Origin of the sequence: Escherichia sp. F1, from assembly GCF_046764225.1 — a bacterium.
Lineage (GTDB): Bacteria > Pseudomonadota > Gammaproteobacteria > Enterobacterales > Enterobacteriaceae > Escherichia > Escherichia coli.
Genome location: NZ_CP177202.1, coordinates 527,242 through 540,267 on the forward strand (window position 1 = coordinate 527,242; position 13,026 = coordinate 540,267).

Annotated in this window: 14 protein-coding genes; 11 read left to right on the plus strand and 3 right to left on the minus strand. The window is 51.5% G+C overall.

Annotation, left to right across the window (positions count from 1 at the left end):
- Positions 1–102 precede the first annotated feature (102 nt).
- Positions 103–501 carry a Z-ring associated protein ZapG gene (gene zapG, locus ACK8NJ_RS02455; RefSeq protein WP_001295270.1) on the minus strand — a complete coding sequence of 133 codons (399 nt, stop codon included), beginning with the start codon at positions 499–501 and terminating at the stop codon, positions 103–105.
- A 193-nt stretch (positions 502–694) separates the two neighbouring features.
- Between zapG and zapE the strand changes: the two genes are divergently transcribed.
- The 5 genes from zapE (at position 695) to sspB (ending at position 4,413) form a co-directional block, all read left to right on the plus strand.
- Entirely contained in the window at positions 695–1,822 is a 1,128-nt protein-coding gene (gene zapE, locus ACK8NJ_RS02460) for a cell division protein ZapE (protein ID WP_001560001.1), read from the plus strand.
- A 218-nt stretch (positions 1,823–2,040) separates the two neighbouring features.
- Positions 2,041–2,469, plus strand: a complete 429-nt coding sequence (gene rplM, locus ACK8NJ_RS02465; protein WP_000847559.1) for a 50S ribosomal protein L13 — start codon at positions 2,041–2,043, stop codon at positions 2,467–2,469.
- 15 nt (positions 2,470–2,484) lie between these two features.
- Entirely contained in the window at positions 2,485–2,877 is a 393-nt protein-coding gene (gene rpsI, locus ACK8NJ_RS02470) for a 30S ribosomal protein S9 (protein ID WP_000829818.1), read from the plus strand.
- Between the two features lie 394 nt (positions 2,878–3,271).
- Positions 3,272–3,910 carry a stringent starvation protein SspA gene (gene sspA / locus ACK8NJ_RS02475; protein WP_000257293.1) on the plus strand — a complete coding sequence of 213 codons (639 nt, stop codon included), beginning with the start codon at positions 3,272–3,274 and terminating at the stop codon, positions 3,908–3,910.
- A 5-nt stretch (positions 3,911–3,915) separates the two neighbouring features.
- Positions 3,916–4,413, plus strand: a complete 498-nt coding sequence (gene sspB, locus ACK8NJ_RS02480; RefSeq protein ID WP_000366126.1) for a ClpXP protease specificity-enhancing factor — start codon at positions 3,916–3,918, stop codon at positions 4,411–4,413.
- A gap of 43 nt (positions 4,414–4,456) precedes the next feature.
- Here sspB and dcuC read toward each other — a convergent pair whose 3' ends face one another.
- The gene (dcuC, locus tag ACK8NJ_RS02485; RefSeq protein WP_001560000.1) at positions 4,457–5,824 is read right to left on the minus strand and encodes an anaerobic C4-dicarboxylate transporter DcuC; all 1,368 of its coding nucleotides are present in this window, start codon (positions 5,822–5,824) and stop codon (positions 4,457–4,459) included.
- 379 nt (positions 5,825–6,203) lie between these two features.
- Here dcuC and nanR point away from each other — a divergent pair, with 379 nt between their 5' ends.
- The 6 genes from nanR to nanQ all read left to right on the plus strand — a co-directional run bounded on the left by nanR (position 6,204) and on the right by nanQ (position 11,679).
- The gene (gene nanR, locus ACK8NJ_RS02490; protein WP_000523844.1) at positions 6,204–6,995 is read left to right on the plus strand and encodes a transcriptional regulator NanR; all 792 of its coding nucleotides are present in this window, start codon (positions 6,204–6,206) and stop codon (positions 6,993–6,995) included.
- A gap of 121 nt (positions 6,996–7,116) precedes the next feature.
- Positions 7,117–8,010, plus strand: coding sequence for an N-acetylneuraminate lyase (gene nanA / locus ACK8NJ_RS02495; RefSeq protein ID WP_000224714.1), 894 nt, complete (start codon positions 7,117–7,119; stop codon positions 8,008–8,010).
- A 108-nt stretch (positions 8,011–8,118) separates the two neighbouring features.
- Positions 8,119–9,609: a sialic acid transporter NanT gene (gene nanT, locus ACK8NJ_RS02500; protein WP_000108262.1), complete on the plus strand. Its 1,491-nt coding sequence runs from the start codon at positions 8,119–8,121 to the stop codon at positions 9,607–9,609.
- Positions 9,610–9,656: 47 nt separating this feature from the next.
- On the plus strand, positions 9,657–10,346 hold the full coding sequence (locus tag ACK8NJ_RS02505) for an N-acetylmannosamine-6-phosphate 2-epimerase (RefSeq protein ID WP_000054239.1): 690 nt from the start codon (positions 9,657–9,659) through the stop codon (positions 10,344–10,346).
- Positions 10,343–11,218, plus strand: a complete 876-nt coding sequence (gene nanK / locus ACK8NJ_RS02510; RefSeq protein ID WP_000209040.1) for an N-acetylmannosamine kinase — start codon at positions 10,343–10,345, stop codon at positions 11,216–11,218. Before ACK8NJ_RS02505 ends, nanK begins: the two co-directional genes overlap by 4 nt.
- The gene (nanQ, locus tag ACK8NJ_RS02515; RefSeq protein WP_269566518.1) at positions 11,215–11,679 is read left to right on the plus strand and encodes an N-acetylneuraminate anomerase; all 465 of its coding nucleotides are present in this window, start codon (positions 11,215–11,217) and stop codon (positions 11,677–11,679) included. The genes nanK and nanQ overlap by 4 nt, the downstream gene beginning before the upstream one ends.
- Before the next feature lie 59 nt (positions 11,680–11,738).
- Here nanQ and ACK8NJ_RS02520 read toward each other — a convergent pair whose 3' ends face one another.
- The gene (locus tag ACK8NJ_RS02520; protein WP_000445164.1) at positions 11,739–12,866 is read right to left on the minus strand and encodes a PDDEXK nuclease domain-containing protein; all 1,128 of its coding nucleotides are present in this window, start codon (positions 12,864–12,866) and stop codon (positions 11,739–11,741) included.
- Positions 12,867–13,026: the final 160 nt, after the last annotated feature.

A 13,026-nucleotide genomic window follows, 5' to 3' on the forward strand; every position in this document is an offset into this window, starting at 1 on the left:
ATGTTATTGAATTTTCAGACGGCTAACAATGAGACACCAGATTAAATGATAGTCGGGGAGGGAGAGAAGAGGAGGGCGCAATGGCTGCGCCCGAAAAATAAATTAGTCGCGCTTCGCGCCAGTACGCAGCAGGCCGGATGCGCCTTCAGAATAGTCGCGAGGCATCTGCACCGGTGCCTGATCGTTACTGGCTTCAGACTCTGCCAGACGATTACGGAACGGGTTTGCTTCAGCAGACAGTTCCGGCAGCAGGCTGCTGGAGCTTTTCGCCATGTGTTGATACAGCTGGCGATAGTCGTGCGCCATGGTATCCAGTAATTCCGCGCTGCGGGCAAAGTGGCTAACCAGCTCTTCGCGATACTCGTCCAGTTCAGCTTTATTCTTTTCCAGTTCGTACTGCAACGCCTGTTGCTGGCGTAGTTTACGATTACCAAAACGCATGGCCACAGCACCAATAATGATGCCGACGACTAACCCAATTAGCGCATATTCCCAGGTCATGAACATCTCCCGTTGTCTTTTGTTTCCGTAGGGTGTTGGCTTCAGGCTCCATGCCTGCGGCTGATTATGCCACTATAACCGTTAATTCCACAGAAGTGGAATCCCGACTGCATATCGCGTAGTGTAGAACGGCCTTTTTTTCGTCAACCGTGAACAACGGCGCACCGATTATTCAAGGAATAACAATAAGATCATGCAAAGCGTTACCCCAACATCGCAATACCTGAAGGCGCTCAATGAAGGCAGCCATCAACCCGACGACGTTCAAAAAGAGGCCGTCAGCTGCCTGGAAATTATTTATCAGGAACTCATCAATAGCACGCCTCCAGCCCCCAGGACGAGTGGGCTAATGGCGCGGGTCGGTAAGCTGTGGGGTAAACGCGAAGACACAAAGCATACGCCAGTGCGTGGCTTATATATGTGGGGCGGTGTAGGACGCGGGAAAACCTGGCTGATGGACCTTTTCTATCAAAGCCTGCCGGGAGAGCGGAAACAGCGTCTGCACTTTCACCGTTTTATGCTGCGGGTGCACGAAGAGCTGACCGAATTACAAGGCCAAAGCGATCCGCTGGAAATTATTGCCGATCGCTTTAAAGCCGAAACTGACGTGCTCTGTTTTGACGAATTTTTTGTTTCTGATATTACCGATGCCATGCTACTTGGCGGTCTGATGAAAGCCCTGTTCGCCCGCGGTATTACCCTGGTAGCGACGTCAAATATTCCGCCGGACGAACTTTATCGAAATGGCCTACAACGTGCGCGTTTTTTGCCTGCAATCGATGCCATTAAACAGCATTGTGATGTAATGAACGTGGACGCTGGTGTTGATTATCGACTGCGTACACTCACTCAGGCGCATCTGTGGCTTTCACCCCTCAACGATGAAACCCGGGCGCAAATGGATAAACTATGGTTGGCGCTGGCGGGGGCGAAACGAGAAAATTCACCGACATTAGAAATCAACCATCGGCCATTGGCGACAATGGGCGTCGAGAACCAGACGCTGGCGGTCTCTTTTACTACGCTGTGCGTCGACGCCCGCAGTCAGCATGACTATATTGCGCTCTCACGCCTCTTTCACACGGTCATGTTGTTTGATGTACCAGTTATGACGCGGTTGATGGAGAGCGAAGCGCGGCGCTTTATTGCGCTGGTGGATGAGTTTTACGAGCGCCATGTCAAATTAGTGGTGAGTGCAGAAGTGCCGCTGTATGAAATTTATCAGGGCGATCGGCTGAAGTTTGAGTTCCAGCGTTGCCTGTCACGTCTGCAAGAGATGCAAAGCGAAGAGTATCTGAAGCGCGAGCATTTAGCGGGTTAAAACCTGCCACAAATCACAAAAAGGGGTCGATCTTTGACCCCGACTTCTCTATAATCCTGCGACCCCACGTTACAAGAAAGTTTTTTTCCCAAAACTTTTTGTGTGCTGGCATAGGCTATTCGAAGGGGTAGGTTTGCCGGACTTTGTCGTGTGAACCTCAACAATTGAAGACGTTTGGGTGTTCACCAACGTGTAACTATTTATTGGGTAAGCTTTTAATGAAAACTTTTACAGCTAAACCAGAAACCGTAAAACGCGACTGGTATGTTGTTGACGCGACCGGTAAAACTCTGGGCCGTCTGGCTACTGAACTGGCTCGTCGCCTGCGCGGTAAGCACAAAGCGGAATACACTCCGCACGTAGATACCGGTGATTACATCATCGTTCTGAACGCTGACAAAGTTGCTGTAACCGGCAACAAGCGTACTGACAAAGTGTACTATCACCACACCGGCCACATCGGTGGTATCAAACAAGCGACCTTTGAAGAGATGATTGCTCGCCGTCCTGAGCGTGTGATTGAAATCGCGGTTAAAGGCATGTTGCCAAAAGGCCCGCTGGGTCGTGCTATGTTCCGTAAACTGAAAGTTTACGCGGGTAACGAGCACAACCACGCGGCACAGCAACCGCAAGTTCTTGACATCTAATCGGGATTATAGGCAATGGCTGAAAATCAATACTACGGCACTGGTCGCCGCAAAAGTTCCGCAGCTCGCGTTTTCATCAAACCGGGCAACGGTAAAATCGTAATCAACCAACGTTCTCTGGAACAGTACTTCGGTCGTGAAACTGCCCGCATGGTAGTTCGTCAGCCGCTGGAACTGGTCGACATGGTTGAGAAACTGGACCTGTACATCACCGTTAAAGGTGGTGGTATCTCTGGTCAGGCTGGTGCGATCCGTCACGGTATCACCCGCGCTCTGATGGAATACGACGAGTCCCTGCGTTCTGAACTGCGTAAAGCTGGCTTCGTTACTCGTGACGCTCGTCAGGTTGAACGTAAGAAAGTCGGTCTGCGTAAAGCACGTCGTCGTCCGCAGTTCTCCAAACGTTAATTGGCTTCTGCTCCGGCAGAAAACAATTTGCGAAAAAACCCGCTTCGGCGGGTTTTTTTATGGCTAAATTCTGAATCAGCGTAAAAAATGGAAAGTTGCTTTTTGCTGCCGTCTGACAGACAGGCAAAACAAAAACCACATCGCCAATAAGGGACTAAGTCAACTATTTCAGACTAAAGCGCATCTCTTTTTCCCCATTTCCGGCATCGACTCACCACAAAGGTCGCAAAATCTGGTAAACTATCATCCAATTTTCTGCCCAAATGTCGGGTATTGCTCATTTTTTGTTTGATTTTCGAACAAAGAGAGTCGTTCCTTACTGGGTAACACAACTTCTGACTGGCCACCTGGTGGCTGGTAGCAGTAAAAATTCTGACTATACCTGGAGGTTTTCATGGCTGTCGCTGCCAACAAACGTTCGGTAATGACGCTGTTTTCCGGTCCTACTGACATCTATAGCCATCAGGTCCGCATTGTGCTGGCTGAGAAAGGTGTAAGTTTCGAGATCGAACACGTGGAAAAGGACAATCCGCCTCAGGATCTGATTGACCTCAACCCGAATCAGAGCGTTCCGACCCTGGTGGATCGTGAGCTGACCCTGTGGGAATCTCGCATCATTATGGAATATCTGGATGAGCGTTTCCCGCATCCGCCACTGATGCCTGTTTACCCGGTAGCTCGCGGTGAAAGCCGTCTGTACATGCATCGCATCGAAAAAGACTGGTACACGCTGATGAACACCATCATCAACGGTTCAGCTTCTGAAGCAGATGCCGCACGTAAGCAACTGCGCGAAGAACTGCTGGCGATTGCGCCGGTCTTCGGCCAGAAGCCGTACTTCCTGAGCGATGAATTCAGCCTGGTCGATTGCTACCTTGCTCCGCTGCTGTGGCGTCTGCCGCAACTGGGTATCGAGTTCAGCGGTCCAGGTGCGAAAGAGCTGAAAGGCTATATGACCCGCGTCTTTGAGCGTGACTCTTTCCTTGCTTCTTTAACTGAAGCTGAACGTGAAATGCGTCTGGGCCGGAGTTAATCTGTATGGATTTGTCACAGCTAACACCACGTCGTCCCTATCTGCTGCGTGCATTCTATGAGTGGTTGCTGGATAACCAGCTCACGCCGCACCTGGTGGTGGATGTGACGCTCCCTGGCGTGCAGGTTCCTATGGAATATGCGCGTGACGGGCAAATCGTACTCAACATTGCGCCGCGTGCTGTCGGCAATCTGGAACTGGCGAATGATGAGGTGCGCTTTAACGCGCGCTTTGGTGGCATTCCGCGTCAGGTTTCTGTGCCGCTGGCTGCCGTGCTGGCTATCTACGCCCGTGAAAATGGCGCAGGCACGATGTTTGAACCTGAAGCTGCCTACGATGAAGATGCCAGCATCATGAATGATGAAGAGGCATCGGCAGACAACGAAACCGTTATGTCGGTTATTGATGGCGACAAGCCAGATCACGATGATGACACTCATCCTGACGATGAACCACCGCAGCCACCACGTGGTGGTCGACCAGCATTACGCGTTGTGAAGTAATACTAAAACAGGCCCTGGCGGCCTGTTTTGTCTTTTTAATCGCTTAATAAAATAGCGTGATAGTGGCAATCATATTCACCACGAAACCGACTGCCATGGGGATCGCTGTCCGCTTCACTACCGCAAAAGGCGAAACGCCTGCAATTCCTGACGTAACGACCACCACCGCAGTAATCGGCGAAACCGCGCGCGCTAGCGTCGTGGCAAAATGCATCGGCATAATCATTACAACCGCTGGCACATGTAGTCCGGCTGCGATATTCGGAATAAGACTGGCAAATGACATAAACGGCGCATTGCCTGAGCCCATCACAATGGCACAAATGGCAATGACCAGCGCCATAATAATCATCACGCCAATACCGCCCAGACCAGAATGCTCCGCACCCCTGATTACCGCATCGACAGTGCCAATCGTCGTTAAGCCTTTCGCAAATATTTCACCCGCGACCACCAGCGTTACCACGTTGGCAAACTGCGTACCCATGCCGTCAAAAAACGCCTGCACATCGTCCATTGTTTCGCGCAAGTTATGCTTGCGGAAGAACTCAACAAACATCGTCACCGTCAAACTCAGTAACATCACCACCACCAGATGCAGTTCTGACTGCATCAGCCCGACGTGGGCAAGGAACAGCGAGCCGAGCATCAGGATTAACGGCATCACCGGTAAAATGGCGTAATAGAGCGGCGGGACATTATCGAGAGCTTTTTGCTCTGCCTGTTCGTGATTGATATTTTTATCTTTTTTGTCGAAAGCGCGTTGCACGAAAAAGTGGGAGATCGCCACCGAGATAATGACGCAAGAGGCGACCGGAAGCTGGTAGTGGAAGAAGTAAGTGGCAATTTTCATTCCTGCGACCTGGGCAGCAAAAATGGAGTTCGTTTCCAGAATCCCCCACTCAATGGACATCGTGGTTGCGATAACCGCCACTGCAGAGAGGCGACTTACTCCCAGACTCACCAGCGTCGGAAATAAGGTGACCATCAGCAACATACCCAGACCGGAGGCGCTGGTAATAAACTGCGCCATGATTTGGCCGATGACGTAAGTTGCCGACAGAATAATATACGGCGAGCGAATGAGTTTTAACGGGCGGCTTAACAAGCTCACCATCGCGCGACTTGCCCCTATGCGCTCCATATAGCGGGCATAACCGCCCACTGCCATAATCGACAGCCCCAATCCGGCAATGCGGTTGGACAGCATGCGCAGGATTTCATTATAAATATCGACGATCAAGTAGCCGCTGCTTTTGGCGGGATCGAGCACACCACCGAACCCTAACCAGACACCGCACATCATCAGGAAGATACCTGCGGCAGCCAGCACCACCTGAGGTTTGTAGTTTTTCAGGATCAAATAGCCCATCGTAATTAATACGATGCCAGATATAATTATGCCGAACATTGTTGAACTCCGTGTCAAAAGAAAACGGTCAATCCCATAAACGGCAGATTGAAAACAATGATGTTATATTTTTTGCAAGGCCATTTATGGTGCGGATGTCGTGTTTTTAATTGTAGGTGAGGTGATTTTTCATTAAAAAATATGCGCTTATGATTATTTTGTAAGAACACATTCATAATATTCATAATGCTCGTGAATAGTCTTATAAATAATTCAATCGGGATGTTTTTATCTGCGTTACATTAATTTTTCACAATAGTTAATTATTCCGTTAATTATGGTAATGATGAGGCACAAAGAGAAAACCCTGCCATTTTCCCCTACTTTCAATCCTGTGATAGGATGTCACTGATGATGTTAATCACACTGACCTTACAGAATGGGCCTTATGAACGCATTTGATTCGCAAACCGAAGATTCTTCACCTGCAATTGGTCGCAACTTGCGTAGCCGCCCGCTGGCGCGTAAAAAACTCTCCGAAATGGTGGAAGAAGAGCTGGAACAGATGATCCGCCGTCGTGAATTTGGCGAAGGTGAACAATTACCGTCTGAACGCGAACTGATGGCGTTCTTTAACGTCGGGCGTCCTTCGGTGCGTGAAGCGCTGGCAGCGTTAAAACGCAAAGGTCTGGTGCAAATAAACAACGGCGAACGCGCTCGCGTCTCACGTCCTTCTGCGGACACCATCATCGGCGAGCTTTCCGGCATGGCGAAAGATTTCCTTTCTCATCCTGGCGGGATTGCCCATTTCGAACAATTACGTCTGTTCTTTGAATCCAGCCTGGTGCGCTATGCGGCTGAACACGCCACCGATGAGCAAATCGATTTGCTGGCAAAAGCACTGGAAATCAACAGTCAGTCGCTGGATAACAACGCAGCATTCATTCGTTCAGACGTTGATTTCCACCGCGTGCTGGCGGAGATCCCCGGTAACCCAATCTTCATGGCGATCCACGTTGCCCTGCTCGACTGGCTGATCGCCGCACGTCCAACCGTGGCTGATCAGGCTCTGCACGAGCATAACAACGTTAGCTATCAACAGCATATTGCGATCGTTGACGCGATCCGCCGCCACGATCCCGATGAAGCCGATCGCGCGTTGCAATCGCATCTCAACAGCGTCTCTGCTACCTGGCACGCCTTCGGTCAGACCACCAACAAAAAGAAATAATGCCACTTTAGTGAAGCAGATCGCATTATAAGCTTTCTGTATGGGGTGTTGCTTAATTGATCTGGTATAACAGGTATAAAGGTATATCGTTTATCAGACAAGCATCACTTCAGAGGTATTTATGGCAACGAATTTACGTGGCGTAATGGCCGCACTCCTGACTCCTTTTGACCAACAACAAGCACTGGATAAAGCGAGTCTGCGTCGCCTGGTTCAGTTCAATATTCAGCAGGGCATCGACGGTTTATACGTGGGTGGTTCTACCGGCGAAGCCTTTGTACAAAGCCTTTCCGAGCGTGAACAGGTACTGGAAATCGTCGCCGAAGAGGCGAAAGGCAAGATTAAACTCATCGCTCACGTCGGTTGCGTCAGCACTGCTGAAAGCCAACAACTTGCGGCATCGGCTAAACGTTATGGCTTCGATGCCGTCTCCGCCGTCACGCCGTTCTACTATCCTTTCAGCTTTGAAGAACACTGCGATCACTATCGGGCAATTATTGATTCGGCGGATGGTTTGCCGATGGTGGTGTACAACATTCCAGCCCTGAGCGGGGTAAAACTGACTCTGGATCAGATCAACACCCTGGTTACGCTGCCTGGTGTAGGTGCGCTGAAACAGACCTCTGGCGATCTCTATCAGATGGAGCAGATCCGTCGTGAACATCCGGATCTGGTGCTCTATAACGGTTACGACGAAATCTTCGCCTCTGGTCTTCTGGCGGGCGCAGACGGTGGTATCGGTAGTACCTACAACATCATGGGCTGGCGTTATCAGGGCATTGTTAAGGCGCTGAAAGAAGGCGATATCCAGACCGCGCAGAAACTGCAAACTGAGTGCAATAAAGTCATTGATTTACTGATCAAAACGGGCGTATTCCGCGGCCTGAAAACTGTCCTCCATTATATGGATGTCGTTTCTGTGCCGCTGTGCCGCAAACCGTTTGGACCGGTAGATGAAAAATATCTGCCAGAACTGAAGGCGCTGGCCCAGCAGTTGATGCAAGAGCGCGGGTGAGTTGTTTCCCCTCGCTCGCCCCTACCGGGTGAGGGGAAATAAACGCATCTGTACCCTACAATTTTCATACCAAAGCGTGTGGGCATCGCCCACCGCGGGAGACTCACAATGAGTACTACAATCCAGAATATCCCGTGGTATCGCCATCTCAACCGCGCACAATGGCGGGCATTTTCCGCTGCCTGGTTGGGATATCTGCTTGACGGTTTTGATTTCGTTTTAATCGCCCTGGTACTCACCGAAGTACAAGGTGAATTCGGGCTGACGACGGTGCAGGCGGCAAGTCTGATCTCCGCAGCCTTTATCTCTCGCTGGTTCGGCGGCCTGATGCTCGGCGCTATGGGTGACCGCTACGGGCGTCGTCTGGCAATGGTCACCAGCATCGTTCTCTTCTCGGCCGGGACGCTGGCCTGCGGCTTTGCGCCAGGCTACATCACCATGTTTATCGCTCGTCTGGTCATCGGCATGGGGATGGCGGGTGAATACGGTTCCAGCGCCACCTATGTCATTGAAAGCTGGCCAAAACATCTGCGTAATAAAGCCAGTGGTTTTCTGATTTCCGGCTTCTCTGTGGGGGCCGTCGTTGCCGCTCAGGTCTATAGCCTGGTGGTTCCGGTCTGGGGCTGGCGTGCGCTGTTCTTTATCGGCATTTTGCCAATCATCTTTGCTCTCTGGCTGCGTAAAAACATCCCGGAAGCGGAAGACTGGAAAGAGAAACATGCTGGTAAAGCACCAGTACGCACGATGGTAGATATTCTCTACCGTGGTGAACATCGCATTGCCAATATCGTAATGACACTGGCGGCGGCTACTGCGCTGTGGTTTTGTTTCGCCGGTAACCTGCAAAATGCCGCGATCGTCGCTGTTCTTGGGCTGTTATGCGCCGCAATCTTTATCAGCTTTATGGTGCAAAGTACGGGCAAACGCTGGCCAACGGGCGTAATGCTGATGGTGGTCGTGTTGTTTGCTTTCCTCTACTCATGGCCGATTCAGGCGCTGCTGCCAACGTATCTGAAAACCGATCTGGCTTATAACCCGCATACTGTCGCCAATGTGCTGTTCTTTAGTGGCTTTGGCGCGGCGGTGGGATGCTGCGTAGGTGGCTTCCTCGGTGACTGGCTGGGAACCCGCAAAGCGTACGTTTGTAGCCTGCTGGCCTCGCAGCTGCTGATTATTCCGGTATTTGCGATTGGCGGCGCAAACGTCTGGGTGCTCGGTCTGTTACTGTTCTTCCAGCAAATGCTTGGACAAGGGATCGCCGGGATCTTACCGAAACTGATTGGCGGTTATTTCGATACCGACCAGCGTGCAGCGGGCTTGGGCTTTACCTACAACGTTGGCGCATTGGGCGGTGCACTGGCCCCAATCATCGGCGCGTTGATCGCTCAACGTCTGGATTTGGGTACTGCGCTGGCATCGCTCTCGTTCAGTCTGACATTTGTGGTGATCCTGCTGATTGGTCTGGATATGCCTTCCCGCGTTCAACGTTGGCTGCGCCCGGAAGCATTGCGTACTCATGACGCTATCGACGGCAAACCATTTAGCGGTGCCGTGCCATTTGGCCGCGCCAAAAACGATTTAGTCAAAACCAAAAGTTAATCCTGTTGCCCGGTCTCTGTACCGGGCCTTTCGCTAAGGGAAGATGTATGTCGTTACTTGCACAACTGGATCAAAAAATCGCTGCTAACGGTGGCCTGATTGTCTCCTGCCAGCCGGTCCCTGACAGCCCGCTCGATAAACCCGAAATCGTCGCTGCCATGGCATTAGCTGCAGAGCAGGCGGGTGCGGTCGCCATTCGCATTGAAGGTGTGGCAAATCTGCAAGCCACGCGTGCGGTGGTGAGTGTGCCGATTATCGGGATTGTGAAACGCGATCTGGAGGATTCTCCGGTACGCATCACGGCCTATATTGAAGATGTCGATGCGCTGGCGCAGGCGGGCGCGGACATTATCGCGATTGACGGTACCGACCGACCGCGTCCGGTGCCTGTTGAAACGCTACTGGCACGTATCCACCATCACGGTTTACTGGCGATGACCGACTGCTCAACGCCGGAAGACGGCCTGGCATGCCAAAAGCTGGGAGCCGAAATTATTGGCACTACGCTTTCTGGCTATACCACGCCTGAAACGCCAGAAGAGCCGGATCTGGCGCTGGTGAAAACGTTGAGCGACGCCGGATGTCGGGTGATTGCCGAAGGGCGTTACAACACGCCTGCTCAGGCGGCAGATGCGATGCGCCACGGCGCGTGGGCGGTGACGGTCGGTTCTGCCATTACGCGTCTTGAACACATTTGTCAGTGGTACAACACAGCGATGAAAAAGGCGGTGCTATGACCACACTGGCGATTGATATCGGCGGTACTAAACTTGCCGCCGCGCTGATTGGCGCTGATGGGCAGATCCGCGATCGTCGTGAACTTCCTACGCCAGCCAGCCAGACACCAGAAGCCTTGCGTGATGCCTTATCCGCATTAGTCTCTCCGTTGCAAGTTCATGCGCAGCGGGTTGCTATCGCTTCAACCGGAATTATTCGCGACGGCAGCTTAATGGCGCTAAATCCGCATAATCTCGGTGGATTACTACACTTTCCGTTAGTTAAAACACTGGGGCAGCTTACCGATTTGCCGACCATTGCCATTAACGACGCGCAGGCCGCAGCATGGGCGGAGTATCAGGCGCTGGAAGGCGATATAACCGAGATGGTGTTTATCACCGTTTCCACTGGCGTCGGCGGCGGTGTAGTGAGCGGCGGCAAACTGCTTACCGGCCCTGGAGGTCTGGCGGGGCACATCGGGCATACGCTTGCCGATCCGCATGGTCCAGTCTGCGGCTGTGGACGCACAGGTTGCGTGGAAGCGATTGCTTCTGGTCGCGGTATTGCAGCGGCAGCGCAGGGTGAACTGGCGGGCGCGGATGCGAGAACTATTTTTACACGCGCCGGGCAGGGCGACGAACAAGCGCAATGGCTGATTCATCGCTCCGCACGTACGCTTGCAAGGCTGATCGCTGATATTAAAGCCACAACTGATTGCCAGTGCGTGGTGGTCGGTGGCAGCGTTGGGCTGGCAGAAGGGTATCTGGCGCTGGTGGAAACGTATCTGGCGCAGGAGCCAGCGGCATTTCATGTTGATTTACTGGCGGCGCATTACCGCCATGATGCAGGTTTACTTGGGGCTGCGCTGTTGGCCCAGGGAGAAAAATTATGATGATGGGTGAAGTACAGTCATTACCGTCTGCTGGGTTACATCCTGCGTTACAGGACGCGTTAACGCTGGCATTAGCTGCCAGACCGCAAGAAAAAGCGCCGGGTCGTTACGAATTACAGGGCGACAATATTTTTATGAATGTCATGACGTTTAACACTCAATCGCCCGTCGAGAAAAAAGCGGAATTGCACGAGCAGTACATTGATATCCAGCTGTTATTAAACGGTGAGGAACGGATCCTGTTTGGCATGGCAGGCACTGCGCGTCAGTGTGAAGTGTTCCACCATGAAGATGATTACCAGCTTTGCAGCGCCATTGAGAATGAGCAAACCATCATCCTGAAGCCGGGAATGTTCGCCGTGTTTATGCCTGGAGAACCGCATAAGCCGGGATGCGTTGTCGGCGAACCTGGTGAGATTAAAAAGGTGGTAGTGAAGGTTAAGGCTGATTTAATGGCTTAAAACTTAGTTCGTTTTAAAGATTCTGCAGACACTGTCTGCAGAATTCGAAATTGCTGAAATTATCGGCGTCTATAGCCTTCCTCTAGCACCGCCTGTGTTCGAACGAGTTCATCCGCGAGTCGTTTTTCATCAGGTAGTTGCATCTTATATTCACTCGCCAGAACGGTGTTAGGCAAACCAGCCAGTGCATAATGCGCTTCTCCGACTCCTTTCTCTGCACAGAGAATCAGACCGATGGGCGGATTTTCATCCGGTAGCGTCCAGTGCTCTTTGGCGTAGTTGAGATACATATTCATCTGTCCGGCATCGCTATAGCTAAATTTGCCCACTTTTAGATCGACGATTAGCAGGCAGCGTAAACGGCGGTGGAAAAACAGCAGATCGACCCGAAACCAGTTGTCATCAATGCGTAACCTTCGCTGCCGACCAACAAAGGCAAAATCATCCCCAAGTTCCAGCATGAAATCCATCAGGTGGTTGATCAGCGCCTCCTCAAAATCAGATTCTGAGTATTCATCTTTCAACTCCAGAAATTCGAGCACAAAGGGATCGCGTATCGCCTGTTGCGGAAGAATATGCATCTCGGCAGGAGCGTGTTGTTGCAGCATGGCTGATTTATCATGTGACAGTAGTGTTCGCTCATAAAATTGGGTCGCAATTTGCCGCTCTAGCTGGCGGACAGACCAACCACAGCGGAGCGTCTCTTTTTCATAAAAGCTGCGGGCGTCAGCGTTTTTAACGGAAAGTAGACGGACGTAGGTGGACCAGGGCAGGGGGAAAGATTTGGCAGACAGCGTCTGCCAAATCTTTGCCGATGGGAATTCTGCAGACGGTGTCTGCGGCATTCCCAATGGTGTTAATTCGCCAGACACTGTCTGGCGAATTTCAACATGTTGAAAAAAGAGGTAAAAAAGCCTCATTTGGCGTAAGTTTTTTGCAGAGAACCCACGCTTATACCTTAGACTTAAATCCTTTGATAGTCGCTTGATTAGCTGCGCACCATACGCAGCCCTGGCCTCACCGCCTTGTTCAAATTCGACAATTCGTCGGCCAATTTCCCAGTACGTCGCGGTCATTAACGCGTTAACACTACGTACCGTTTCCGTCCGGGCGCTATCGACCAGATGAATAATGCCGTCGTGGATTTGCTGGTAGCCTGCTGTGGTTCTCTCTGAGAGCGATTCCATTATCTGTCCCTTTATATGGCGCTGTGTTGAATAATGGAATCAGCTATACGCCGGGCATCTGCCGGTAACAATCCAGATGAGCGTATTACATTGGTTTTCTTCAGATTATGCGAGGCGCTTTCTAGAAAGAAAGGAGAATTTCAGCGCCGACTCTTTTCTG

Excerpts from the sequence above, each read along its gene's own strand:
- zapG (WP_001295270.1), bottom strand. The coding sequence starts at position 501 with ATGACCTGGGAATATGCGCTAATTGGGTTAGTCGTCGGCATCATTATT.
- zapE (WP_001560001.1), top strand. The coding sequence starts at position 695 with ATGCAAAGCGTTACCCCAACATCGCAATACCTGAAGGCGCTCAATGAA.
- rplM (WP_000847559.1), top strand. The coding sequence starts at position 2,041 with ATGAAAACTTTTACAGCTAAACCAGAAACCGTAAAACGCGACTGGTAT.
- rpsI (WP_000829818.1), top strand. The coding sequence starts at position 2,485 with ATGGCTGAAAATCAATACTACGGCACTGGTCGCCGCAAAAGTTCCGCA.
- sspA (WP_000257293.1), top strand. The coding sequence starts at position 3,272 with ATGGCTGTCGCTGCCAACAAACGTTCGGTAATGACGCTGTTTTCCGGT.
- sspB (WP_000366126.1), top strand. The coding sequence starts at position 3,916 with ATGGATTTGTCACAGCTAACACCACGTCGTCCCTATCTGCTGCGTGCA.
- dcuC (WP_001560000.1), bottom strand. The coding sequence starts at position 5,824 with ATGTTCGGCATAATTATATCTGGCATCGTATTAATTACGATGGGCTAT.
- nanR (WP_000523844.1), top strand. The coding sequence starts at position 6,204 with ATGGGCCTTATGAACGCATTTGATTCGCAAACCGAAGATTCTTCACCT.
- nanA (WP_000224714.1), top strand. The coding sequence starts at position 7,117 with ATGGCAACGAATTTACGTGGCGTAATGGCCGCACTCCTGACTCCTTTT.
- nanT (WP_000108262.1), top strand. The coding sequence starts at position 8,119 with ATGAGTACTACAATCCAGAATATCCCGTGGTATCGCCATCTCAACCGC.
- ACK8NJ_RS02505 (WP_000054239.1), top strand. The coding sequence starts at position 9,657 with ATGTCGTTACTTGCACAACTGGATCAAAAAATCGCTGCTAACGGTGGC.
- nanK (WP_000209040.1), top strand. The coding sequence starts at position 10,343 with ATGACCACACTGGCGATTGATATCGGCGGTACTAAACTTGCCGCCGCG.
- nanQ (WP_269566518.1), top strand. The coding sequence starts at position 11,215 with ATGATGATGGGTGAAGTACAGTCATTACCGTCTGCTGGGTTACATCCT.
- ACK8NJ_RS02520 (WP_000445164.1), bottom strand. The coding sequence starts at position 12,866 with ATGGAATCGCTCTCAGAGAGAACCACAGCAGGCTACCAGCAAATCCAC.